Annotated in this window: 24 protein-coding genes and 1 pseudogene; 14 read left to right on the plus strand and 11 right to left on the minus strand. The window is 45.6% G+C overall.

The features are described 5' to 3' along the window. The first annotated feature begins 52 nt into the window (after positions 1 to 52). The gene (locus ACVA53_RS16765) at positions 53 to 268 is read left to right on the plus strand and encodes an acetyltransferase (protein ID WP_255043264.1); all 216 of its coding nucleotides are present in this window, start codon (positions 53 to 55) and stop codon (positions 266 to 268) included. A 95-nt stretch (positions 269 to 363) separates the two neighbouring features. On the opposite strand, the gene ACVA53_RS16770 is transcribed toward ACVA53_RS16765, so the two are convergent. The 5 genes from ACVA53_RS16770 to ACVA53_RS16790 form a co-directional block, all read right to left on the minus strand. Then, a complete protein-coding gene (locus ACVA53_RS16770) occupies positions 364 to 951 on the minus strand; it encodes a PqiC family protein (protein WP_446505714.1) in 588 nt (195 codons plus the stop codon). Then, complete coding sequence (gene pqiB, locus ACVA53_RS16775; RefSeq protein ID WP_446505715.1) at positions 951 to 2,597, minus strand: intermembrane transport protein PqiB; 1,647 nt, start codon at positions 2,595 to 2,597, stop codon at positions 951 to 953. The genes ACVA53_RS16770 and pqiB overlap by 1 nt, the downstream gene beginning before the upstream one ends. Continuing rightward, positions 2,590 to 3,924: a PqiA/YebS family transporter subunit gene (locus tag ACVA53_RS16780; protein ID WP_446505716.1), complete on the minus strand. Its 1,335-nt coding sequence runs from the start codon at positions 3,922 to 3,924 to the stop codon at positions 2,590 to 2,592. Before ACVA53_RS16780 ends, pqiB begins: the two co-directional genes overlap by 8 nt. Before the next feature lie 192 nt (positions 3,925 to 4,116). Next, positions 4,117 to 4,461 (minus strand): 4a-hydroxytetrahydrobiopterin dehydratase, encoded by a 345-nt coding sequence (locus ACVA53_RS16785; RefSeq protein WP_255043260.1) that lies wholly within the window; start codon positions 4,459 to 4,461, stop codon positions 4,117 to 4,119. Positions 4,462 to 4,470: 9 nt separating this feature from the next. Further along, on the minus strand, positions 4,471 to 5,325 hold the full coding sequence (locus ACVA53_RS16790; protein WP_255043259.1) for a phenylalanine 4-monooxygenase: 855 nt from the start codon (positions 5,323 to 5,325) through the stop codon (positions 4,471 to 4,473). 392 nt (positions 5,326 to 5,717) lie between these two features. Between ACVA53_RS16790 and ACVA53_RS16795 the strand changes: the two genes are divergently transcribed. The 4 genes from ACVA53_RS16795 to ACVA53_RS16810 all read left to right on the plus strand — a co-directional run bounded on the left by ACVA53_RS16795 (position 5,718) and on the right by ACVA53_RS16810 (position 10,731). After that, positions 5,718 to 6,854 carry a homogentisate 1,2-dioxygenase gene (locus ACVA53_RS16795; RefSeq protein ID WP_446505717.1) on the plus strand — a complete coding sequence of 379 codons (1,137 nt, stop codon included), beginning with the start codon at positions 5,718 to 5,720 and terminating at the stop codon, positions 6,852 to 6,854. A 30-nt stretch (positions 6,855 to 6,884) separates the two neighbouring features. Next, positions 6,885 to 7,916, plus strand: a complete 1,032-nt coding sequence (locus ACVA53_RS16800; RefSeq protein WP_446505718.1) for a fumarylacetoacetate hydrolase family protein — start codon at positions 6,885 to 6,887, stop codon at positions 7,914 to 7,916. A 101-nt stretch (positions 7,917 to 8,017) separates the two neighbouring features. After that, positions 8,018 to 8,671, plus strand: a complete 654-nt coding sequence (maiA, locus tag ACVA53_RS16805) for a maleylacetoacetate isomerase (protein WP_255043256.1) — start codon at positions 8,018 to 8,020, stop codon at positions 8,669 to 8,671. Between the two features lie 26 nt (positions 8,672 to 8,697). Beyond that, positions 8,698 to 10,731 carry an acetoacetate--CoA ligase gene (locus ACVA53_RS16810; protein ID WP_446505719.1) on the plus strand — a complete coding sequence of 678 codons (2,034 nt, stop codon included), beginning with the start codon at positions 8,698 to 8,700 and terminating at the stop codon, positions 10,729 to 10,731. Positions 10,732 to 10,924: 193 nt separating this feature from the next. On the opposite strand, the gene ACVA53_RS16815 is transcribed toward ACVA53_RS16810, so the two are convergent. Then, positions 10,925 to 11,299: a hypothetical protein gene (locus tag ACVA53_RS16815; protein ID WP_107347767.1), complete on the minus strand. Its 375-nt coding sequence runs from the start codon at positions 11,297 to 11,299 to the stop codon at positions 10,925 to 10,927. Between the two features lie 174 nt (positions 11,300 to 11,473). Continuing rightward, positions 11,474 to 12,448 carry a CobW family GTP-binding protein gene (locus tag ACVA53_RS16820; RefSeq protein WP_446505720.1) on the minus strand — a complete coding sequence of 325 codons (975 nt, stop codon included), beginning with the start codon at positions 12,446 to 12,448 and terminating at the stop codon, positions 11,474 to 11,476. 250 nt (positions 12,449 to 12,698) lie between these two features. Here ACVA53_RS16820 and ACVA53_RS16825 point away from each other — a divergent pair, with 250 nt between their 5' ends. From ACVA53_RS16825 to ACVA53_RS16835, 3 genes are all read left to right on the plus strand, one after another. After that, on the plus strand, positions 12,699 to 14,081 hold the full coding sequence (locus ACVA53_RS16825; RefSeq protein ID WP_255043252.1) for a TldD/PmbA family protein: 1,383 nt from the start codon (positions 12,699 to 12,701) through the stop codon (positions 14,079 to 14,081). After that, positions 14,081 to 15,424, plus strand: coding sequence for a TldD/PmbA family protein (locus tag ACVA53_RS16830; RefSeq protein WP_446505721.1), 1,344 nt, complete (start codon positions 14,081 to 14,083; stop codon positions 15,422 to 15,424). Before ACVA53_RS16825 ends, ACVA53_RS16830 begins: the two co-directional genes overlap by 1 nt. A 414-nt stretch (positions 15,425 to 15,838) precedes the next feature. After that, the gene (locus ACVA53_RS16835) at positions 15,839 to 16,102 is read left to right on the plus strand and encodes an Lpp/OprI family alanine-zipper lipoprotein (protein WP_107347771.1); all 264 of its coding nucleotides are present in this window, start codon (positions 15,839 to 15,841) and stop codon (positions 16,100 to 16,102) included. Between the two features lie 63 nt (positions 16,103 to 16,165). On the opposite strand, the gene ACVA53_RS16840 is transcribed toward ACVA53_RS16835, so the two are convergent. After that, positions 16,166 to 16,414, minus strand: a complete 249-nt coding sequence (locus ACVA53_RS16840) for a hypothetical protein (RefSeq protein ID WP_255043250.1) — start codon at positions 16,412 to 16,414, stop codon at positions 16,166 to 16,168. An 86-nt stretch (positions 16,415 to 16,500) separates the two neighbouring features. Next, a complete protein-coding gene (locus tag ACVA53_RS16845) occupies positions 16,501 to 16,953 on the minus strand; it encodes an acyl-CoA thioesterase (protein ID WP_446505722.1) in 453 nt (150 codons plus the stop codon). A 375-nt stretch (positions 16,954 to 17,328) separates the two neighbouring features. Between ACVA53_RS16845 and ACVA53_RS16850 the strand changes: the two genes are divergently transcribed. Further along, the gene (locus tag ACVA53_RS16850; RefSeq protein WP_255043248.1) at positions 17,329 to 18,393 is read left to right on the plus strand and encodes an E2F family transcription factor; all 1,065 of its coding nucleotides are present in this window, start codon (positions 17,329 to 17,331) and stop codon (positions 18,391 to 18,393) included. A gap of 99 nt (positions 18,394 to 18,492) precedes the next feature. On the opposite strand, the gene ACVA53_RS16855 is transcribed toward ACVA53_RS16850, so the two are convergent. Then, positions 18,493 to 20,751, minus strand: a complete 2,259-nt coding sequence (locus ACVA53_RS16855; protein ID WP_446505723.1) for a peptidase U32 family protein — start codon at positions 20,749 to 20,751, stop codon at positions 18,493 to 18,495. Positions 20,752 to 20,954: 203 nt separating this feature from the next. Here ACVA53_RS16855 and ACVA53_RS16860 point away from each other — a divergent pair. Together ACVA53_RS16860 and ACVA53_RS16865 are read left to right on the plus strand one after the other, a co-directional pair. Further along, positions 20,955 to 21,114: pseudogene (locus ACVA53_RS16860) on the plus strand (DMT family transporter); the annotation flags it as partial. A 69-nt stretch (positions 21,115 to 21,183) separates the two neighbouring features. Continuing rightward, entirely contained in the window at positions 21,184 to 21,699 is a 516-nt protein-coding gene (locus tag ACVA53_RS16865) for a YgjV family protein (RefSeq protein ID WP_255043246.1), read from the plus strand. A gap of 55 nt (positions 21,700 to 21,754) precedes the next feature. Here the strand turns inward: ACVA53_RS16865 and ACVA53_RS16870 are convergent, their stop codons facing one another. Continuing rightward, the gene (locus tag ACVA53_RS16870; protein ID WP_255043245.1) at positions 21,755 to 22,090 is read right to left on the minus strand and encodes a hypothetical protein; all 336 of its coding nucleotides are present in this window, start codon (positions 22,088 to 22,090) and stop codon (positions 21,755 to 21,757) included. 383 nt (positions 22,091 to 22,473) lie between these two features. Here ACVA53_RS16870 and tnpA point away from each other — a divergent pair, with 383 nt between their 5' ends. The 3 genes from tnpA to ACVA53_RS16885 all read left to right on the plus strand — a co-directional run. Next, positions 22,474 to 22,794 carry an IS66 family insertion sequence element accessory protein TnpA gene (gene tnpA / locus ACVA53_RS16875; RefSeq protein WP_255044876.1) on the plus strand — a complete coding sequence of 107 codons (321 nt, stop codon included), beginning with the start codon at positions 22,474 to 22,476 and terminating at the stop codon, positions 22,792 to 22,794. A gap of 5 nt (positions 22,795 to 22,799) precedes the next feature. Then, positions 22,800 to 23,144 carry an IS66 family insertion sequence element accessory protein TnpB gene (gene tnpB, locus ACVA53_RS16880; RefSeq protein WP_255044880.1) on the plus strand — a complete coding sequence of 115 codons (345 nt, stop codon included), beginning with the start codon at positions 22,800 to 22,802 and terminating at the stop codon, positions 23,142 to 23,144. 59 nt (positions 23,145 to 23,203) lie between these two features. After that, positions 23,204 to 23,439 (plus strand): IS66 family transposase (locus ACVA53_RS16885; protein ID WP_446505724.1); only part of this gene is annotated, 236 nt, incomplete at its 3' end.

Raw genomic sequence — 23,439 nt, forward strand, 5'->3', positions numbered from 1 at the left:
GCTACTGATGGTTATTTATCGTCATTAATTCAATATATTTTGGAGATTTGTGATGTTTCTAAAAGAGTCACGCACTGGTGATTTAGTTGACGTCATCGACATGTCTTCTTTGGTCAACCCATTTTCCTCGCATGTCAAAGTGCAATATCAATCAGGTGAAGACTTGGCTGATCCTGTCGCCATCGACAAACAGAGCTTGGCCTTCCCTTCCGGTGAAGAATTACCAGAGTGCTGGATCAACGGCTATTACCGACATGGTCAGCGTTAAGCTCACTGAGAATAGGACCACAACTGCAATAGAGCCCTCATTGTGAGGGCTCTTTTCTACCGATAAAAAATAATCCTAACACTGATCAAACAGGCTTAAAATGTAAGCCCATTAATACTTTGGCTGATCTGGTTAGTTAATCGCGCCACCCCTTCAGAAAGCGCCGTTACTTGAGCATCATAACCATCTTGCTCTAAAGGCACTTGGATGAAAAATGGCTGCCTAGCCAAAGCTTCACCTTGTTTATCAATTAACAACCATTGTCCGCTCAGCTGTGCTAACCCCGTATAATGCCCGTTGAACTGGGTAAATTTCACCTGAAGCTTGGGCAACGTACTACTGTTAACCGCAGGCGTTAACTCATCAAACCAATACTTGGATTGCTTCTGCCGTAAGTCTTCGGTAATGATACGGGTTAACTGGCGAGAAAGACTCTCAGCCCATAGATTCTGCTGCGCCTGTACCACCTCCGTTGCACTGGTTTGATAAACCAACCCAGTTCCCGCTAAGTGCTCTGCAACCTCAACAGGTCGAACAATCACCACTGGTTGATGCTTGTTGGCAAACGCCATGGTTAACTCGCTGTTTTGATCAGGGAGCAGATACGTTTTCGTCACCGGCTCCGTTGAACTACACCCAGCCCCCGCCGTCAGGACTAGCGCCATAAAAATTCCTTTGTACATTATTGACGTCCTCCGACTGGGATTGGATCGGCAACTTTTTCACCACTAAAAATAAGTGAATTGGGCTTCTCGTTTATCTGTCGCAATACGGGCTGCAGCTCGGTCATGACTTGCTCGAACTGTATTAATGCCTGATCCAAATTCTGATAGGTTGTTCCATCAGTACCATAACTGTCGAGGGTATCTTGGATTTGCTGCAAACTTTCTCGAATTTCTCCTGGAATTGCCTTGGTATCTTTCTGTGCAAGCAGGCTATTGAGCTCTGTTGCTACTTTTTCTGCCGCTCGCAACGTCTGCTGCGACGTTTCCAGAGTTTTGTTCAGAGTTAGCAAGGTATCTTCAACAGGCAGCTCATTGAGCTTTTTCAACATTGAAGCTATTTCTTTTTGAATTTGGGCAAAGCCTCCCGCTTTCGTCGGAAATACGTCGTAGTCACCATAGCGCTGGCGTATATAGCGTTTCTCGTCAGCAAAAAGACTGACATCAATTAACAATGCACCAGTCAACAAGTTCGCAGTTTTCAAGGATGCACGTAAACCATATTCGAATTCCTCTTTTAGGCTCGATTTTAACATGTCGAGATTGTCGTAATGCACATGCGACTTCACCCTGTCCAACTCAATACGCACCAACACAGGAATTTCTTTGTTGGAGAAATTTTTATCACTATGAAGCATATCGAGCGGCACTTTGTTAACTGTACCAATTCGTATACCGCGATACTCAACTGGAGCTCCCACTTGCAAGCCACGCACAGACTCATTAAACAACATCACATATTCGAGGTAGTCTTCATAAAAGCGCTCTCGTACTTGCTTAAGATTATTGTATAAGCGGAATTTGGATTTCTGCTTAGTGATGAGCTCACCTGCCTCTCGCCCTCTAGGCACTCTAAAGCTCACACCACCGGTGATTAACGATTCTATTGAGCCAATTTTCAAGCTGAAACCTTCTGCAGACATCTGAAGATCCACTCCGGATGTCAGCCAAAAACGGGTTTTCTTTCGAATAAGGCTGTTGTACGGCTCAAAAATAAATAATTGGTAATGGGCTTTTTTGCTTTCCGTATCAAAAGAAACGTTTTCAACCCGGCCTACCGTAAAGCCCTCATAAAGTACCGGATCACCGATGCCTAATTTACCCGCTTCATTGTGAGTGAGAACCAGACGTAGCCCTTTGGCATCTGGCGGTGCTACAGGCGGAATATCCAACACATCAAAAGTACGTTGCTCTTCATCACTTTTCCCCGGCTGCAGCTGTATATAAGCACCCGATAACAACGTATCTAACCCCGACACCCCTGATTTACCAATACGCGGTTTCACGACCCAAAACAGGGTATCAACCTTGAGCATACGGGCCGCGTCTTTGTCCATTTGGGCGGTAACCTCAATCGCACTGTAATCTTCATTCAATATCACGTCTGTCACTACACCGACTTTGACATTCAACGCTTTGATTTCAGTTTTACCGACTTCTATCCCTTCGGCGGTGTCGATTTTCAACACAATCTCAGGGCCTTGGCTGGTAATAAACTGGAACAACATCCAAATACCAATCCCAACAGCAATGACAGGTACCAACCATATAGAGGATATTTGCTTTATGGCTTCTTTCTTAGCCTGCGGAGGTGAGGGGTCACTCATAACTATTCTTCTCTTTTTTATCGTTCACATAGCCTGCGGGTGAGACAAACGCCGAATCCTTGGGCCAAAACACGCGTGGATCAAAAGTCATTGCCGACATCATGGTCAACAGAACAACACCGGCAAAAGATAAAGCCGCCGGGCCAGGATAGATCGCCATCAAGTTCTGAAGTTGAACCAAGGCCACCAAAATCGCCACAACAAAAATATCAATCATCGACCAACGGCCAATAAATTCTGTAATTCGATATACCTTCAGCTTTTGTACGGCTTTCTTTTCATCTGAACTACCGCCCTTTCCTGCCATAATATACAGCCAAGTTAGTGTTATAATCTTGGCCAGTGGGATCACGACACTCGCAATAAAAATCACCGCGGCAATCGGATAGGATTTTAATTGCCACAATAGCACTACCCCTCCAAGTATGGTCGAACCTTCCGCCTTGCCTAAACTGACCGTATACATCATGGGATATAGATTGGCTGGAATAAAAAAGATTGCCGACGCGATGAGTAATGCCCATGATCGCTGTAACATCTGTTGTGGTTCATAGGGGTGAAGACGACCATGGCAGCGAATGCAGCGCGCATGTTTCTCTTCAGTTAACGGATTCAATTGAGAGCAGACATGGCAGCTAATATGATTATGGCTGTTATGACAATCTCCAGCTTTAACACCATCATGTGGTTTAAGCGGTAAAAATTGCAACCACAGCCAAGTACGATCAGCCATCGACACACATTTCACTACCAGCATGGTGTACAAACAAAACGCCCAAAAGGACATGCCCAAACCAATATCAGCCAATGACGCAATTTTAATCAGGCTGACCAATACTCCAATCAGAAATACGTCGACCATCAACCATGGCTCAATACGTATCATTAACCGGCATAATCGCTTTTCCCACAACGCTATTGGTTTTTTGTCAGATTGTTTTAGCCTTTGATCTGCCAGGAAATATAAATAAAGCAGAGAAAGTAAATACAATGCCGGTAAAACCAATACCGTTAATAACAGCAATAAAGCCAGCAGGCTGTTTTGGAAAACACTGAGCATTTCGGCAGAGTGCATCAAGGTGATTTCCTGACTTATCCCCTGCACGCTGAAAGACATAAAAGGGAAACTGATGCTGGCAACCAGCATGACCAGGCTGGCCAAGCCATAAGACAAGGGTCTCTGAAATGGCTGAGCAATACGTTTAACCAATGTGTGGTGGCACCTTGGACAAACCGACTTCTCATCGTCTTTGAGCTCTGGCAACGCAACCACTAATCCACACTCTTCACAGCCGACTAGTGCTTGTCGTTGTTGTGGTTCACCCATTTGTACCTCAATCTGCCTTGTTGATTTGCAAGGCTGTCCTGTAAGAGAGCACTATATTACTCCACTTAAGTTCATATCTCATATTTAAGTTATTAGCACATAACAGAAAAAGCACCCGGTTTATTAAGGTGCTTCTCTGAAATAAGAGGGTTTATTGGGTCGTGTGACGTTCAACAGTCAACACTCCCTAGGCTAGTCTGCATTCAATAGCTGATCTGTTTTTGCCGCACAGATAAAATCATTCTTATGAAGCCCCTTGGCTGAGTGGCTCCACCAGCGAACTTTAACCTTGCCCCACTCCAGTGTGATTTCAGGATGATGGAATTCTTCTTCGGCCAGTGCCGCAACCTTGTCGGTAAACGCCCAAGCCAACTTGAAATTTTTGAAGGTAAATTGACGCTCCAACTGCTCGACACCAGCCACGTCGATCGCCTGCCACTCAGGCAAGGTTGCCAATAAAGCGATTTTTTCATTCTCTGTGACTTTTGGTGCCCCGGCATGACACGCTTCGCACTGTTGTTCAAATAGTTCTGTCATCAGTTCCCCTTAACTCACTTCCTTGATTTTTGTATCGAACAGAGGCGCATGTAACCCCAATTTTTGTGCTTGGGCCACCATTGACATAATATCTTGGTGCGCCAATTCGTAGAGCTTATTAATGTCTTCCAGAATAAAGTAGAGCGGCTGCATAATATCGATACGATAAGGTGTACGCATGATGTCAACCGGATCAAATGACTTATAGAGAGGCCTTGTTTCATCTATCGCCACACCTTGATCACTAGCCGAGCTTGCGCCTGATACCCTTTTTCCTGTTAGTGAGTATTGTGTCTCACCCGGCGATGATAGGATCCCACCACCATATATCCGCAAACCGTCTAGCTGCTCCAATAATCCAAATTCAACTGTAAACCAGTATAGCCTTGCTAAATACACCCTTTGTGCAGAATTTGCTTTTGCTCCCAAATTTCCGTAAGTATGAGTAAACGCAGCAAAAGCTGGGTTGGTCAACATCGCACAATGGCCGAAGATTTCGTGGAAGAAGTCGGGTTCTTGTAGGTAGTCAAACTCTTCTCTTCGGCGCAAAAAAGTAGCAACAGGAAATTGTTTATTGGCAAGCAGCGCAAAAAAACGATCAAAATTAATCAGCGCAGGCACAGCAACACATTTCCACCCCGTGGTTGACTGCAATACCTCATTAATATCCGATAGCTGAGGGGGACGCTCCTGAGGTAAATCCAACAATTCCAACCCATCAATGTAAGCTTGGCATGCACGACCTTCTATACACGCCAATTGCCGTTGTATCAAATCGTGCCAAACTAAGTCCTCTGAACAATCCCAGTGAACCACGCCCTTTTCATCTGGCTTATTAGAGACATATTTCGTTCCGCTACCCATAAGAGACCTTCATATTTAATCCTGCCTCGCCTTGGCAAATGATCAATCCACTTATTTCATGTTCGTTTCCTTTAGATTAGGCCGATTAGCGAAGACACTGATAGTGGTTCTCAGTAATGAAAACACCCACAAACGTAACAATTATTTTACACGCGGCATTTCAGCTAAAACCTTATGGGGTTGTCCAACTCAATTCATTCAACTGGTTAAAAAGAACCAATAAACAAGTAACTTAAACCCTAGACTTTGTAAAACATAAAGGACACCCTTACCGCGATTCCGTTCAAGTTATAAGTTGCCTTGCTTACAGGAGTGCACCAGAGTTAAATCACCAAACTAACATTTCATTAACAGGCACTATTGGAAATGACTGTGATAGAGAGGGATGTGTAATGCGGCAATGGTTCCAGTTTCCGATCACCGAAGGAGAAGCTTCTCGACAGGCACATTGTGACCTACCTGAAGGGACGTTCGAGCGCGAATGTGGCAGGGAAGGTTTTTTTGGTCCAGCAAGTCATATGTACCACCGCCACCCACCAACAGGTTGGATAGACTGGGACGGCCCACTTCGCCCAAGAGCCATAGACACCAACCAAATGCCCTCCGAAGGCTTATCCCCCTGGGATGCATCGCTGATTCTATTCAACAATAACCTCAAACTCCGAGTATGGCATTGTGATCATGCCATGGGAGCCCTTGCACGAAATGGCGATGGTGATGAAGTATTGTTCATCCATCAGGGAAGTGGAGACTTGTTTTGCGACTACGGTCATATGACCTTCCGAGATGGCGATTATATCGTGTTGCCAAGGGCAACAAGTTGGCGTATAGAGCCCAAGGAACCTGTCACCATGCTGCTCATCGAGGCATCAAACAGTGCCTACCAAATGGCTGAACGCGGCATTGTCGGCCAGCATGCGGTATATGACCCAGCGGTGTTGGAATACGCAAGAATCAACGATACCTTCCTTCAACAGCAGAGTGACCATCAGCAGTGGAAGGTACAACTTAAAGCCCGTAACCAGCTCAACATGATTACCTATCCTTATAACCCGCTTGATGCCCAGGGATGGAAGGGGAACCTAACCGCATTCAAGCTGAACTGGCGGGATATCCGGCCGCTGATGAGTCATCGCTACCACCTACCCCCTTCAGCACATACCACCTTTGTTGCTGATGGCTTTGTAATTTGTACTTTTGTGCCAAGGCCTATCGAAAGCGACCCAGACGCATTGAAAGTGCCCTTCTATCATAACAACGATGACTTCGATGAAGTGCTGTTCTACCACAAGGGGAACTTCTTTAGCAGGGACAATATTGAAGCAGGCATGATCACTCTTCACCCTTGCGGATTCTCCCATGGCCCCCACCCTAAGGCCTTGGCTGCCAGCATGAGTTCACCGAAAAAGGAAACGGATGAGGTCGCGGTCATGATTGATGCCCGCTGGCCACTCGACGTTGCCCCTTTGCCCGAAGGCGCTGAAAACAAAAACTATGTATTTTCATGGCGGGGCAATAACGCTGAGTAGCCAAATAAGAGATAGACTAAGGAGGCAAACGTGAAACTTGCATCACTTAACCATGGCCGAGACGGCCAACTCATTGTTGTTTCCCGTGACCTACAAACAGCAGTCCATGCCCACGATATCGCCCCGACGTTGCAGTTTGCCCTTGATAACTGGCACGAAGTGGAAGCGGATCTACAGCATTTATACCGCAACCTCAATGATGCTGTTGCACAGCACAGCTTTCCATTTAACCCAGCATTATGCAGCTCACCGCTTCCACGCGCCTACCAATGGGCAGATGGTAGCGCTTACGTCAACCATGTTGAATTAGTACGCAAAGCCAGAGGGGCAGAAATGCCCGAAAGCTTCTGGACCGATCCCTTGATGTACCAGGGTATGTCGGATGGTTTCTTGACCCCCACTGAAGACATCAAGGTTGCTGAGGAGCAATGGGGGATCGACTTTGAAGGTGAAATTGCCATCATTACCAACGATGTTGATATGGGAACCCGCACTGAAGAGGTCCATGGCCACATCAAGCTTCTGATGTTGGTCAATGATGTCTCGCTGCGCAATCTGATCCCTAGTGAACTCGCTAAAGGCTTCGGTTTTTTCCAATCTAAACCCTCTTCTGCTTTCTCGCCTGTTGCCGTCACACCAGATGAACTGGGCGACAGTTGGCATGATTACAAGCTCCATCACCGCCTTACTGTTCATCTCAATGGAGAGTTATTTGGACAGCCCCACGCCGGCACAGACATGACGTTTAATTTTGCCGAACTTGTCCAACATGTGGCAAAGAGCCGAGACATTTGCGCTGGCACCATTATCGGCTCAGGTACTGTCTCTAATATTGATCGCAGCAGCGGATCTTGCTGTCTAGCGGAACGCCGGATGCTGGAGACCTTGGAGTATGGGCACCCGGAAACCCCTTTTATGAAATTTGGCGATACCGTCAAAATTGAAATGTTCGATGATAACGGCCATTCCATTTTCGGGGCAATTGAACAGACCGTGGTCAAATATAAGCATCAATATCACGATGAGGATTTAAACCACCATAACCCGCATCATCAACAATAATTAGAAATACGATACCCAAGTCAGTTCAAGATACTTGGTTCAGCAAGAATGGCTTGGGTATAAGGCTGGACCTTGAATATTGAGCCTAAGGATACAATACTGTGAAACTGTATGACTATTATCGCTCTTCGGCGTCGTACCGGGTGCGAATTGCGCTAAACATGAAAGGATTGAGTTATGAGCAGGTGGTTATCTCCCTATTAGACAAAGAACAAAACAGTGCCGCCTACTCTGCGCTAAACCCCAATCAATTAGTTCCCGGGTTTTGTCGTAACACTGACAACTCAGAGAAAAGCTCGTCAGAAGATACAGCCGTTCTGGGACAATCTTTGGCTATCATCGAATATATTGATGAGTGTTATCCCGAGCCCCCCTTGCTACCTAGCGACCCATGGCACAAAGCCCAATGCCGAGAGATTGCCCTTATTGTTGCCTGTGATATCCACCCTCTAAATAACCTAAGAGTACTTAACTATTTAAATAGTGATTTTGGGGTCAATCAAAACGAAAAAATGATTTGGTATCACCACTGGCTAAAGCAAGGCCTTCAAAGCCTTGAGAACCTTTCTAATCGGTATAATACCCTGTTCACTTGTACTGACACCCCCTCTCTGGCCGATATCTGCTTAATACCTCAACTGTACAACGCTAAACGATTTGGCTTTGAAACCAATAATTACCCAAGGTTGCTTGAAGTCGAGCAACGTTGTTTAGCTCTAGCCGCCTTCCAAAAAGCCCATCCTGATAACCAATGAATCACAGCTCAATGAAGGAAAAAATGATGACAACCACAGAATCTTCTAATATTGGTTATCCCGCAGACAGTCAGCCTCAGTTGCTGTGGATGCCGGAGAAAGATCGCATTCACGACAGTAAGCTTTATCAATTCATGGTTGCGCTAAGTGAGAAAAAGAACACCCTTTATCATGACTACAATCAGCTGCATCATTGGAGTGTTAGCCATAGTGAAGAGTTCTGGACTATGGTGTGGGACTTTTGCCAGGTCGAAGGAGCAAAAAAGCCCCCTGTAACATTTTGCCCACCAGATAGTACTGCACCAGCGAAAGATACCCAGTGGTTCCCCCATGCCAAGCTCAATTATGCTGAGAACCTATTACGTAACTGGCGTACCCATGCTGCAGCAGATGCCATTATTTTTCACTGCGAAGGTGATCCTCAGCAACGCCAGCACCTTAGCTGGCAGCAACTCTATCGACAAACCTCGCAGGTCGCGAGCTTTCTACACCAGCTTGGGGTCAAAAAAGGGGATGTTGTCGCTGGATATCTACCTAATGTCCCCCAAACCGTCGTGGCTATGCTGGCCATCACTTCATTAGGAGCGATTTGGACCTCCACCTCACCGGATTTCGGCGCCGAGAGTGTGATAGAGCGCTTTGGCCAAACTAAACCGAAGGTGATGTTTTTCACCAAGTGCTATCAGTACAACGGCAAGGCTATTTCTTATGTCGACAAAGTCGCTGCAGTCAGTGCCAAGATTCCGGAACTCGCACATCTAGTCGAAATCCCAGCAACGCCAGAACAGATTCCACAGGACGCGGTTTCTATTCCTGATACCATCAATTATCACTACTGGACCGATATACTCGATAGCACAGTACCCTGTGAACTTGGCTTTACCCCTGTGCCGTTTAGTCATCCGCTCTATATCCTGTATTCATCGGGCACAACAGGAAAGCCCAAGTGCATCGTTCACAGTGTCGGCGGTACGTTACTCAATCACCTCAAAGAGCATCAACTACAAACGGATATTCGCACCGGTGACAAGGTTTTCTATTTCACAACCTGTGGCTGGATGATGTGGAATTGGCTGGTCTCTGGACTGGCCTCCGGCGCAACCCTAGTTCTGTATGACGGATCCCCTTTCTATCCCGATGGCAATGTTTTGTGGCAATTGGCCGAACAAGAGCAGGTAACATTGTTTGGCACCTCAGCCAAATACCTCGAGGCCTTAGAAAAGCAAGGCTATCACCCGAAGGACAATACTGACTTATCATCACTTCGTACCTTGTGCTCTACCGGCTCTGTGCTTTCGCCTGAGCAGTTTGATTATGTTTATGATTCAATTCATAACAATATCCAACTTGCCAGCATTTCAGGCGGTACCGACATCTGCGGCTGCTTTGCCATTGGCAACCCCATTAACCCGGTTTACCGAGGGGAGTGCCAAGGGCTCGCGCTTGGTATGGATGTTCAGGTATTCAATGAACAAGGCCAATCCGTGCTACAACAACACGGAGAGCTCGTCTGCCGCAACAGTTTCCCCAACCAACCAATTGGCTTTTGGAACGATCCAGATGGCAGCAAGTACCATGATGCCTATTGGAATATCTTCCCCGGAACCTGGCACCACGGTGATTATGTCAGCGTATCGAATACCGGCGGTATGGTGTTTTATGGCCGCTCCGACGCCGTACTTAACCCCGGCGGGGTAAGAATTGGAACCGCAGAAATATACCGTCAGGTAAACCGGTTGGATGCAATTAAAGACTCACTAGTCATAGGCCAAAACCAAGGCACAGATGTCCGCGTTGTCTTGTTTGTCCAACTAGCAGAAGGTGAATTGCTCACAGACGGATTGAAAACAAGTATCAAACAAAAAATCCGCGAACACTGCTCGCCCCGTCATGTCCCCGAAGTGATTATCGCGGTGAAAGATGTGCCCCGCACCAAATCAGGCAAGCTGGTTGAATTAGCCGTTCGCAATATCGTCCACAACCAACCGGTGAAAAACGTCGGCGCGCTAGCCAACCCTGAGTCTCTGGAAGAGTTTAGGGATAGGGAGGAGTTAAAGTAAGAAATTGAAATGATGACTCATTAATACCAATCTGGATAAGTCGTTGAACTATAGATTGCACAGGAAAAATTGTTGTTATCAAGGCGTAGGTTGGTATAACCATTGGTGTTGCTTTTGCCAAGGCATAAAGCAAAACGCCCATGCCGATTTATCGGTATGGGCGTTTTTAGAAGGTACTATTAAGGGCGCAGCGTTATGAGATTTCTTTCATCGCCGAAACAACCGATGGGTCATTGAGCAGATTAAATAGCATGCTCTTTGCTGATGCTCGCTGGGCGTCTGATAGCGCTTTCTTCGGGTTCTCGCGGCATAGTGTCAGTATATTTTTGATAAACTTACTGTTAGTCCCAGATAGCTCATACACAAACCTAAGCGTGTCTAGCAACTCTCCCTGAGGCAAGCTGTATACAGCCATTTCGCAGCTAAGGTTATCCATTGCAAGGAAGTTGTTCACTACCTCACGACGCTCAGCATTGAACTTCTCTTTAGCGATGTGGCCATCAATTAAAGCCTGTACTCTCTCAGCGATAGCTAAAGGCACTTCCATTGTTTTGGTTTCATGAGTCATCGTTGTTTCTCCTGCTCTAACTGGGGTTGACCTACAGCCTCGGTAATCTGGTGATACTTCGATTACTCGTATGAGTAATCAAGAATAACACTTGAATAGCATTACCTCATCTTACAAATCGCAAAACTCACTGCGTAAAGACTGTCGGCACAATTTCATTTTACAAATAAAGAGTTATAAGTTTGAGATCTTAATCAAGATAGACTCCAGCTCATCCCAAGGCATGAGTTGGTTATCAATGACCTCAAGACGGCTTTCGAACCCTTCAAGGGTCATTTGATTGACTGAGACAACGCCCTTGTTAACATTGAAGGCATGGCAGCCTTTGTTCGTATTAATGACGCCTTTCACACGCTCTGCCGTCAGGTTACAGAACAAAGAAAACAGTTGGTCAAAATCGAAAATGACCTCAGCACCAAAGAGCCAGCCACAGCTAAAGTAGCCCTGGCCTTTGTTTTCCTTGCGGATATATTTCTGATTTGGCGGCAGTTGGAACTGCGGCTCCATATCAGCATGCTCGTGATGGTGGGCTTCTATCGTTGATGCTTGATCTTGCTCTGCTCGGTCAGTATCTAGCAAGTCAATAGGAAACTCACCCTGTTTGACCAACATACTCGCCAGCTTCTTAGGCTGCTGCGTCGCCACCCAGTGTTCAAAAATTACGGCATCCACTTCATCACACTCGTCAAGTTTATTGCCTATGACAATCTCAGCCACATCGAGTTGATCATTGAAGTTCTGGTTTTCCGTATACTTTTTATTAGAGAGGTTTCGAGGATCAACCAAAGCAACAGTCGCTTTCAAATCGATGTAATCTTTAAACTGGTTAGACGTTAGCACCGAGATGATTTTATGAGGGTGACCAAGCCCGGTTGGCTCAATCAACAGTCGGTCTGGATTCTGGCGTAATAACGCGGTGATCCCGACAGAAGTCGGTACGCCGGCAGTACAACACATACAGCCACCAGGGACTTCTTTGATCATCGCGCCAGAATCAGTAAGAATGGCACCATCAATACCGATTTCGCCAAACTCATTGACCAGAACAGCCCACTTTTCATTGGCTGGTTTGTTCTTAAGCAGATTAAGGATTGTCGTGGTTTTTCCAACACCAAGAAATCCGGTGATGACATTCGTTGGTATGCGCATAATGAGTCATTTTCCGTAAACATTGACGGGAAATTTACATGAAATATGCCCACGCCACAAATCATTGTGGGGCTAAGGCTTTTGATTTATTTTAGTTTATTATCCAAGATTAGAGCGTTGGGTGAAAAGTTACCCTTTTTGAGCGCTTGCCAACCATAAATTCTGTTAAACCAAGCCATTAATGGCAATTCCGCTCACAATTTGTTTACATAACGTTTTTCGTGAGATTGCTAACACGCAAGGAGCATCTATGCTAAACCCTGCAACAGCGCAAGCAGTGATCGACCATGCCCTCTTCCTTGGCGCCGATTTTGCCGAACTGTTTATCGAACATCATCAATCTAGTTCAGTTGAACTTCTGTCCGGTGACATTGACAAGGTCAATTCCGGTATCGATTTTGGTATCGGCGTTCGCCTATTTTTCGGCCACAAAGTGCTTTACGGCTACACCAACAGCACCGACGAAGAAGAGCTAAAGCGAGTCACAGGGCTACTAGCCGCCAAAGATAAACGCGACCAAATAGTCAATGCGGGCGCACTTAACCTGAGTCGCTACCAGACCAAACATGCTTGTCAGCAACCTTTGAGCCAAAGCCCGAACCTTGATGCCAAAATTGCCTTCCTGCGTCAGTGTGATGCTGCCGCACGAGATGAAGATGAAAAAATCAATCAGTTCATCGGTCGTATTTTGCAACGTGAGCAACAAATCGAGATCTTCAATTCAACAGGCTTGCACATTGGCGATACCCGCCATTACACCCGTGTTGCTGCTACTGCAATTGCACAAAACGGTAGTGAGCAATCAACCGGATTTGAAGCGCCTGGCGCATTAACGGGTTGGGAATTCAATACCCACTTGGATGCCAAAGAACTTGGTCATGCCGTGGCGAAACAAGCGATGGTGAAGCTATTCGCTGAAAATTGCCCATCCGGTGAAATGCCAGTGATTATCGGCAATGGTTTTGGTGGCGTTATCTTCCACGAAGCCTGTGGTCACCTACTGGAAACCACCTCGGTTGCCAAAAAAGCCTCTGTCTTCCACGATAAGATGGGAGAGATGATTGCGAATCCCGTAGTAAGTGCGGTCGATGATGGCACCATGACCAATGAGTGGGGCTCAATCAATATCGATGACGAAGGGATGGAAACCCAACGGACCCAGTTGATCAAAGACGGTAAGCTGACTAGCTTCATGGTTGATCACATGGGCTCACTGAAAACCGGCTTTACCCCAACCGGCTCCGGCCGTCGTGAATCCTACAAATATGCACCAACCTCTAGAATGCGTAATACCTTCATCGAACCGGGTGATAGCTCTTTGGATGAAATGATAGCCAGCGTAGAGAAAGGTATCTATGCCAAGAAGATGGGCGGTGGTTCAGTGCAGCCCGGTACCGGTGAATTTAACTTTGCCGTTCAAGAAGCGTACTTGGTCGAAAATGGCCAGATCACTAAACCATTAAAATCAGCTACGTTGATCAGCACCGGTCCTAAAGTGCTTAAAGAGATCTCGATGATCGGAAGTGATTTCGCTCTGGCCGCAGGAATGTGTGGCTCTGTAAGCGGCTCGGTGCCTACCACGGTTGGCCAGCCAGCACTTAAAGTGGACAACATTCTTGTAGGGGGTAACTAATGGCGGATCAACAACAACTTCAACACGCTATCGATCAAGTCCTTGAACGTGCCAAAGCAGCAGGTGCCGAAGCCGATGTGATTGCAAGCGGCAGCAACAACTTCTCACTAAAAGCCAATGCGGGTGAGTTGGACGAGTACAAGGTGACATCAGGTCAGGTGATTGGCGTGCGTATCGTCAAAGATCAGCACATTGCTACCAGTTACTCTGAATCATTGGAGCCTGCTAGCCTAGATATGATGGTTGAGCACGCCCTCGCCAACGCCGCATTCACCAAGCAAGATCCTCATCAAGTTATCGCGTGTGCAAACAGCCAGCTTGTAACGGAATACCCTGAGATTTACCAAACAGACACAGCCACCGTTGATGACAAGATTTCTCTTGCACTGGCCTTGGAAAAAGGTGTCGTCGAGAAGCCAAACGCAACCTCCGCACCGTACAACGGTTTTGGAGAGTCAGATAGCCAGGTCATTCTTGCCAACACACTCGGTACACGTTGTTACCACCAAGAGCGTTCTACCTACTGTTATGCCTACACCTTATATGAAAAGGATGGTAAGCAGTCGATGCACGGCGGTATGTCGACGGGTCGCCGGTTCGATGAACTCGACCCACAGTACTGTATCAACCACGGCTATGACATGGCCAAAGCCCTGCTCGATGGCGAACCGGTCAATACAGGCAACTACAGTGTGCTGTTCGACCTTAACTGCCTAAGCAGCCTGTTTGGCGCGTTTGGTATGTGTTTCTCAGGCCAATCGGCCATGAAGGGCATAAACCCATGGCGTGACTCCGTTAACACCGTGGTTGCGAGTCCGTTATTAACGGTTTCAGATACGGCATATATCGAGGGTGGCTCGGCCATTAAGGCCTTCGATAGTGAAGGTTTTGCGACTTGCGATACCATTTTGATTGGTGAAGGGCAACTGCAGAGCCTACTGCATAATAGCCATACAGCCAGCTTCTTCGGTATTGAGAATACCGCCAACGGCTCTCATTCTGCCAAAGGCGGTTTGGGCGTGTCTGCCCGTCATACTGTTATTGCTACAGGGCAAAGCAGTGAAGCTGAACTGACAGGCGGTGAGTATCTTGAATTGATTGAACTTCAGGGTGTCCACTCCGGTGCTGATGCGGTAAGCGGTGACTTCTCGTTTGGTGCAAGTGGCTTCCTATGCCGAGATGGCAAGCGTGTTCAACCAGTGCGAGGGATCACAGTGGCCGGTAATTTCTATCAGATGATCAAAGAAATTGATGCTGTAGGCGATACCCTGACTCATGATCATGGTAAACATTTCTTCGCCCCTCTTATCCGCTTTAGCAAACTCAGCATCGCGGGTAAATAATGCGAAAATAACCTAATGACCACCAGCAGGCTAATTACCTGCTGGCGGCTTTAATGACGAACCTCTAATTAGAATTCACCCTTTAGAGTGACGTTGTCACCTTTTGCTTTTCTTACTAAGTAGATCGAAATAACTGTCGATTACAAATCGTGACTTTCATCACACCAATCCGGATGTTGACTTTATTCTGACTTTACCTACCAAAAAACAAGCATTTGCTGAACTTCCCATAACAATTGCTTGCAAATATTCTGATTAAATACACACATACTGAAAAACATAATAAAAGCTGCATAACGCATAAATACATCGTGCAAATTTTTGCTTTTTCTCTTGTTAAATAGAATTAGTTTGTGTAATGCTTATTCAGCATTTGTAACAGTAGTTAATATCAACCAATTATGGAGAATAATAATGAAACGTTCTATGACTCTAGTCGCTGGTCTAATTCTAAGTGCAACTCTTATGGGCTGTTCAAGCAGCGAAGAAGCTGAGCAACTGAGCCAACTAACAAATAAAGTTGATGCGCTATCTGATCAAGTTGCATCACTACAAGGTCAGCAAGATCAAATGGCCGGCGCCGTAAATGATACACGTGCTGCATCTGACGCTGCTTACCAAGAAGCAATGCGTGCTAACCAGCGTATTGATAACATTGCTAGCTCTTACCAGAAGTAATGTAAAAAGTGGCGCTACACGTGGCGCCACTTAATATTGCACTTTCAAGAAACGCGTATCGACTTAGACAATTGCATTGTCAGGATCGACCAAACCGTAGGTATTGATACTCGCCTTGCCTAATTCTGGTTCGAGGTAATTCCTGACCACATCAATCGAATCAGCCTCCCACATGCACTGACACAATGTATGCCTCTCAACCACCATCGTGGTATGAAGCCGCATTCCAGTCGGCGGATGGGTTAGCATCCCGCTAGCTTTCTGCCAAAACAATTCAGGATCCGTGATCTCATGCTGGATAACGATAAACATCCCTACTCCTTAATGCCGCTTCAACAGTTAACATATTAAATTATAGGCGAAGCTAGGATGTAGAGGTGTTTCAACTGTGAAGAGAATCAATCGGTTGGTACACATACATTAAGTTCAGGCTGCATCGAGGCCATTTTCTCTATCAAGGTCAGGCTCAAGTTTGCGCGTTTCTTTTGTGCGAAATCAAACATCACAACTTTCGCTGATCCCGACGTTGTCACCACCCCTTGCTGCTTACTGACAATTTTGTATTCCATCACGAAACTGTCTTTGGTCAATTCAGCCACTCGGCTTCCTACCAATAAGGTATCTGGATATGTCACGGGCCTACGGTATCTACTGGAGGTTTCACTGAGTACGGGGCCGGTTTGAGTCGCTTTCATTTCTTCCATCAATCCGATCCCAGCAAAATATTCCAGCCTCGCCGTCTCAAAATAACGGAAGTACACCACATTATTGACATGGTTTAGTGCATCCATCTCACCCCATGCCACCGGAATTTCAGTAACAACAGGGTAACCATCAAGTAAATTAGACATATGCTGATCCTTGCTAAATGTTATGAATGTTCTGTAAACGAAAAAGCTGTTGTGACAAACAGCAATTTTAAACAAGCGTTCGACTACTAACCTATACCCGAGATAACAAGTTTGCAACATGCGGACTTATTTCTTGTCGGTTCGGTTCATTCCCGTCATTCCCGAAAGGGATATATCCATGGTGATGAGTATCTTTTCTACAGTTATGAAAGCAGCGTGTAAATTTTCAGCGTAAGAACGGCAAAGGCCTTAATTTATAAGGGCTCGCGGCTAGTTTTACGGTATCCTAAGCCACCTTTTTCAACCTGACGAATCATGATTCATTTTTCGGCAGGTTTCAGTCGGCTTATTAGCCAGTAATAATTATCAAACATTATGCTTTACGATAACAATATTCCAGTCCGTTACCCCAAAGGGGTCTTTGCGATGGGGACGGTATACAGCTTTACCGGTGCATCCATCCTTGCATCCATCATTTTCTCATTGCTGCTCTTTCTTTCTATCGATGAAGATCCGGTCATGCAGATCTTATTCGCCGGTCTTGCCGTCATTTTCGAATTAGGAAAGTTCTTTGCTTGGTATGAATTTGGCGAGCGTAGAGCACGACGCAACTATGCTGGCGCCATTTCTGCCTTTGCTTTTTATGCGGTACTCGCTGCCATTTCAATCGGCGGCTCTGTTGGTGGTATCAATAGCGCAACCAATCAGGCCCAGAGTCATGTCAATGCTCAGCAGAGTACGGTCAACAACTATAATATGCAGATTTCTGCGATTGAAAGGCAGATCGAGCTCAATAACACGGCAGCAGAAAAATATATCGAGATGGAGCGTATCGCAACCGGTGTTGCCCGCATCCAACGTGAAAATGATGACCTACGCGAACAACAGCTCAAGCTTGCTGCAGAGCGTGACAGCTTACCGGTCGTCAACCAAGGCTCAGTGATTGGCCTTATCGACAGCCTAGCGAAATCATTACAGGTCGAAACCGAAACCGCTCAGCTAAGCTTGGTGATTTTCCTATCTGTGTTGCTAGACTTCTTTGCGGCCTTTTTCGTTGGCTTGATTGGTGAGGAGCTTCGCTTTAGAAACCAATTCCGTCGTGTCGGCCCAATTACCATAGACACGTTCACCGATAATGAAATCAAAGAGCCAGAATTACTGACAAACCAGCAACAAGATCAAGCAGCAGGCGATAGCGAGCAACCTGAACAAGCGCCAGAAACACCTGCTGAGCCAGAGGCGCCTAAATCACTGTATGAACAAGCGATCGATGCGTTAAGTACTAATCAAGTCAACTGCACTAAACGCGCCGTCACCAAATACCTGAAGACCAGTAGCGATGAGGTTGATGAAATTTTCAATCAGTTCATGAGCGAAGGCATCGTGAGCAAGAAACCTAACAACCATTATCAATGGCACGGTGTTCCGCAAAACGGATAAGCAACTACAGCTCAACAACCTCTTTAGCAAATAACAAAAAGCCCGACTTTATTTTCGTCATAAAGTCGGGCTTTTATATATCAAGCGGACGCTGTACCTCTAAAGACCTTTTCGGTATTGAGCCATCGTCGTTGGGGAAACCTCTTCATACAACGAAGTAGGTTCAACATCGCCATTCAACTGCGAGCGGAAAGCGTTGACCAAAGCTGGCTTATCCAGCCCTGTCTGAGTTGACGTTTTAATATCTCTTAGATCAACCATATACCCATCAAACAACTGTGCATGATCCTTGATAACATCCACGTTAAGGTAATTTTCTCGACTGTACAGTGAGTTATGATCACCACGCTGTTTATCAATCACGAAAGATAACTCTTTCATGCTCAGAATCGATGCTGATTTATCACACTTTCTCAGACACTTGTCATCAAAGCGCTTCTTCTTACAGCCTACCGTTTGATGGAATAAACACTGGCGACTCGTTAGCAGCATAATTGGGTGGTAAATACTGTAAAACAGCTCGAAGCCGTCAGGCTTAACGATTTGTTTAATCTGCTGCTGTTTGATCTCGTTTGAAATAAACGATCCGGCACAGTTAAACTCTTCTTTTAAACACTTCAAGCTATAGGAGTTGGTCACATTCATCTGCGGGCCAGCGATCCACTTGATACCAAGTTGTGACGCCGCAAAACCTACCCCATTGTTATTGGTCACGATTCGAACAGGCTTGATCGCTTTCAGAAACTCAACCGCGGCCTGATAATTGTCGCCAATCAAAATAGCAGGGAACCATGGGATAAGCGCAGTGTTCGAGCTAAACAGTGATACCATTTTCGCTAAATTACTGTGCATCGCTTCAGGTAGCTGATAGTACACATTCACTTGGTCATCTTGTGCCAGTGCAACATCGGCTTCTGACGAAATCAGTACGTTTAAGCTCGGGGTCGCTTTGCTGTCGTGCTGATGTGCAACCAGCTTAGGAAGTTCAACAGGGCTCACCGTTGGCCTGTTACCATTTAAGATAAAGGCAACCTGCTCTTTTATCGCCGTTTGCTCTTTATATGGGATAAACAACCCATCATCGAGTTTTGTGAGCTCAACGCTGTTAACATAATGGTCTGCATTTGCAAAGCCATTAACCCACTTGGTGACGGTTGCTTCATCTAGGCTGTGTTTACCCGCCTTGATCAATGGTGTAGACGATGTGACAGTGCAAGTTTCATCAGGCGTGGTGATAGTAACCGAAAGCAGCTCACCTTCAGAACCAGCAACAGAAACGCTCAGGGAGTTGATGCTGATATCAAGATCTTTTGTTTGCGCATCAACCGTATTGATGATCTCTGTTTTATCATCATAAAGCTTCTTTTTGACCTGCTTTACCTGCTCTGGACTGGTACAACTGTAGATCTTTGAAAAGTGATTGGCCGAATGATCGCGTGGGTTATCGATAAACATGCTTTTATTGATATCGCCCTGCAAATAAGCATTCGAAAAGTCTCGGTTAAATACGGTGTATAAACCCGTGGTATCCGTTAATACCTCGCCAGACTGACAATAGTTGTCAATTTGTTTGCGCCAGCTATCAACCACCGTATGTACATAATGGGACTTTTTAATACGCCCTTCGACTTTTAGTGAATAAACACCAGCATCAGCCAAAGCAGCCATATCCGAGTAAGCCGAGTTATCTTTCATGTTCAGCGGATAATCTTTGCCTGCATCGGTCGTTTGGTACTGATCACGGCAAGGTTGGCTACAACGGCCACGGTTACCAGAGTTACCATTACGTACCGAACTGATGTAACACAAGCCAGAAAAACCAATACAGTAAGAGCCATGTACAAACACTTCCATCAACACGTTGTGCTGATGGCCAAACTGGGCTAGGTGTTTAATTTCACGAATATTCAACTCTCGAGACAGATTCACCCGGCTTGCGGTTAATTGATGTAAGAACTTAATCTGTCCTTCGTTATGCGTATTCGTTTGAGTTGAAGCATGAACATCAAGGGTCGGAAAATGTTCTTTCAAGATATAGAACAAGCCATAATCTTGAACAATGACACCATCAACCTTGGTGTTTACCAACTTGTTTAGTAGACGAATAAGCGCAGGGATTTCACTTTCTAAAATAATGATATTCAGTGTAAGAAAGATCTTACAATCATATTGATGGGCAAGATTGATGATGCCGTTGAGGTTCTCGAAAGTAAGATTCGTTGCACGGTTTCGGGCATTGAAGTTATCAAGTCCACAGTAGATTGCATCTGCACCAGCGACAATAGCCGCTTTGATCGATTCAATATCACCACCCGGTGCCAACAGTTCGAATTGGTTTTTATTCACAACAGTACCCACTTGCCAACCACATCGTCAAAGGGGGCGTATTCTACGTGGTACGGCGCTAAAATTCCATTAATAGCACTGAGGTTATTAATCGACGTTAGCTGTCACTGTCATGATCAAAGCACTGTTGCTTCAGCCATCGCCCCAGTCACAACTCGTGACTTGCTTTTTGCGCTAACACTGAACGCACTTCAACCAATGACAGGAGCTTGGTCATACCTTCTATGTCTGCAGGAGTGGCAATGGGTTTACTCATTGTCGGGAACCTTATTGCCGTTTTTTCAATTTGTGTTTTTCAGGCAACCAACCGCCGTGCTAATCTTGCTTCCTTTTTGTTATCGCAGTAGCAAACAAGAGTTGCTAGAGGGGTTAAAATGACATGCAGCTGTTCTGGCTGACGAAAATTGAAAAAACAAGCTATCAAGGGTTAAATTAGGAACGAATATGTCAGCTTTTGTACTCTCTCAAATCATGATCGGCTTTGCTGTTTTCTTTGATCTGATTTCTTTTCAATTTAAAGACAAAACAAAGATCATCAAATGCTTTGTATGTGCTGTTACCCTAATTGGTATCCACTTTGCGCTACTAGAACAATGGACGGCAGCAGGTTTAATGGCGCTGGGGGCCATTCGTTACACAACGAGTCTATATACGAGCTCTAAGAAAATGGCTGGCCTTTTCTCATTCTTCACACTCATCATTACTTATATGACGTTTGCTGGATTAACGAGTCTTGTGAGTTGCGCTGCAGCACTGTTTCAAAATGTGGCCGCGTTCTCTAAGCAAGACAAGCAATTAAGACAACTGATGATAGTCGGTACAAGCTTATGGCTGACCCATAATATCCTTATCGGTTCACCCTCTGCGGTCGCGCTAGAAGCACTCTTTCTTACGAGTAATATAATTGGCTATTATCGCTACTACATCAAGACAACGTCAGAAGCAGCCAACCCAATGTAAAAAAGGGCCTATACCCAAGCTACTTAGGTATATAGGCCCTTTTCGAATAGTAATGTCAAGCTGTTGCCGAGTCTGCTCTAAGCTTAACCATTTCAAGAATGGCTGAGATTGGAACAATTGGCCCCATCATATTAACCCGCAGCGCATCACTGCCAGATGCATAATGCAGCTCAGATGCGTCATAAGAGGAATAGTTATACTTGTAGTTAAACTTCCCCGTTGCGATATGTAACAGATCGAATTCTTTTCGATGGCAAGAGATATAAGCACGCCAGTACATCGCATCCACAACTTCTGACGGGCGCTCTGCACGAATAATAAATCGCCAGCTTCCATCCTCACCGTAGAAGTCCAAAGGAAAAGTATTTTTTGTTTTTCTTTTGCTAAACAAAGTCTATTTATCCACTTAACCATCCCATCAATTTAATTATGCAAGGATTGAAGCAGAATGGAAGAGATTACCGTTCAAAACCGTCAATTTTGACATAACTGTACAATTTTCGACGCCTTTTATTTAATGATATTCAAAAACGCCCGTGCCATTAGGTATCTATACAGCTAATCTCAGCCAGCCTTTAATACATACTTGTTTATATACACAAGAGTCAACACTGGTGGCACCCATGAATATCAATAGAGCCATTATTATTAGTAATGTATATTTCATATACACCCATCACTTAACCCATTGATAGTAAGCGCCCCATAAACACCGCATTCTAATAGCCTCAGTCCCCAATTATGATCTTACTTCACCAACACGGAGGTAAGATCATGGCTAAACGACGCAGTGACCAGGAATGGCATGCATTATTCGAGCAATACGAAGCGAGCGAACTCACTCAACGTGCCTTTTGTGAGCAGAACAATCTCAGTCCATCGACCTTTTTCGCTAAGCGGCAACGGCTACAGCAAATAAGTACCAACCAACACAGCGGCTTCGTTAAAGCACAATTAATCGAAAAGACCACCCACTATCAATCGGTGCACACGCCAGTAGCGAATATGACACTCTCTTTGGGTGAGGTTGAACTCAGCATACCGCCGGGTACGCCAGCTTCCTATATTGCGGAGTTGATTGGAGCGCTATCGTGAAAAGAATGCTCAGTGCGCCAAACATCTATCTGTATCGAGAGGCTGTCGACTTCCGCAAGTCGATTAATGGTTTAGCTGCCATCATTGAATCTGAGACCGATCTGCCTCTAGGCTCAGGCTCCTTGTTCCTCTTCACCAATAAACAACGTGACAAAGTTAAAGTACTGTACTGGGATAAAACTGGCTTCGCACTCTGGTATAAGCGCCTTGAAAAAGCCAAGTTCAAATGGCCCTCGAAAGAGAAGAATGCGGTCTTCAGCTTGAGCGATTTTGAGCTTGATAGGTTGCTCTCTGGCTTCACTATTATTGGCCACAAAGCGGTTGAAATACACGATTTTACAATGAGTTAATCATAACAAAAGGCTTATCTATCAGGCTTTTATCATGTGCGTTTAGTATAATAAATGCCATGAAAACGACACCTAACATTAACCCAGAAAGCCAAGATGTTGCCGAGCTTCAAGCGATGGTAAGAGCATTGATGGCTGATAAATCTTCCTTGATAGAGCAGTTCAAGCTAGCGCTTGAGCGCCAGTTCGCAAAACGCTCAGAGGCCCTAAAGCCTTACGATGAGGCGCAAGGCGACCTGTTTAACGAGGCAGAGTCTGAGTTAGTGAAAGAGGAAGAGACGCAAGTCACTTCACC

This window comes from Photobacterium sp. DNB23_23_1 (genome assembly GCF_052873815.1).

Bases quoted from the DNA above. Each gene is read 5' to 3' on its own strand.
- ACVA53_RS16765 (WP_255043264.1), top strand. From the start codon at position 53: ATGTTTCTAAAAGAGTCACGCACTGGTGATTTAGTTGACGTCATCGAC.
- ACVA53_RS16770 (WP_446505714.1), bottom strand. From the start codon at position 951: ATGTACAAAGGAATTTTTATGGCGCTAGTCCTGACGGCGGGGGCTGGG.
- pqiB (WP_446505715.1), bottom strand. From the start codon at position 2,597: ATGAGTGACCCCTCACCTCCGCAGGCTAAGAAAGAAGCCATAAAGCAA.
- ACVA53_RS16780 (WP_446505716.1), bottom strand. From the start codon at position 3,924: ATGGGTGAACCACAACAACGACAAGCACTAGTCGGCTGTGAAGAGTGT.
- ACVA53_RS16785 (WP_255043260.1), bottom strand. From the start codon at position 4,461: ATGACAGAACTATTTGAACAACAGTGCGAAGCGTGTCATGCCGGGGCA.
- ACVA53_RS16790 (WP_255043259.1), bottom strand. From the start codon at position 5,325: ATGGGTAGCGGAACGAAATATGTCTCTAATAAGCCAGATGAAAAGGGC.
- ACVA53_RS16795 (WP_446505717.1), top strand. From the start codon at position 5,718: ATGCGGCAATGGTTCCAGTTTCCGATCACCGAAGGAGAAGCTTCTCGA.
- ACVA53_RS16810 (WP_446505719.1), top strand. From the start codon at position 8,698: ATGACAACCACAGAATCTTCTAATATTGGTTATCCCGCAGACAGTCAG.
- ACVA53_RS16815 (WP_107347767.1), bottom strand. From the start codon at position 11,299: ATGACTCATGAAACCAAAACAATGGAAGTGCCTTTAGCTATCGCTGAG.
- ACVA53_RS16820 (WP_446505720.1), bottom strand. From the start codon at position 12,448: ATGCGCATACCAACGAATGTCATCACCGGATTTCTTGGTGTTGGAAAA.
- ACVA53_RS16825 (WP_255043252.1), top strand. From the start codon at position 12,699: ATGCTAAACCCTGCAACAGCGCAAGCAGTGATCGACCATGCCCTCTTC.
- ACVA53_RS16830 (WP_446505721.1), top strand. From the start codon at position 14,081: ATGGCGGATCAACAACAACTTCAACACGCTATCGATCAAGTCCTTGAA.
- ACVA53_RS16835 (WP_107347771.1), top strand. From the start codon at position 15,839: ATGAAACGTTCTATGACTCTAGTCGCTGGTCTAATTCTAAGTGCAACT.
- ACVA53_RS16840 (WP_255043250.1), bottom strand. From the start codon at position 16,414: ATGTTTATCGTTATCCAGCATGAGATCACGGATCCTGAATTGTTTTGG.
- ACVA53_RS16845 (WP_446505722.1), bottom strand. From the start codon at position 16,953: ATGTCTAATTTACTTGATGGTTACCCTGTTGTTACTGAAATTCCGGTG.
- ACVA53_RS16850 (WP_255043248.1), top strand. From the start codon at position 17,329: ATGCTTTACGATAACAATATTCCAGTCCGTTACCCCAAAGGGGTCTTT.
- ACVA53_RS16865 (WP_255043246.1), top strand. From the start codon at position 21,184: ATGTCAGCTTTTGTACTCTCTCAAATCATGATCGGCTTTGCTGTTTTC.
- tnpA (WP_255044876.1), top strand. From the start codon at position 22,474: ATGGCTAAACGACGCAGTGACCAGGAATGGCATGCATTATTCGAGCAA.
- tnpB (WP_255044880.1), top strand. From the start codon at position 22,800: ATGCTCAGTGCGCCAAACATCTATCTGTATCGAGAGGCTGTCGACTTC.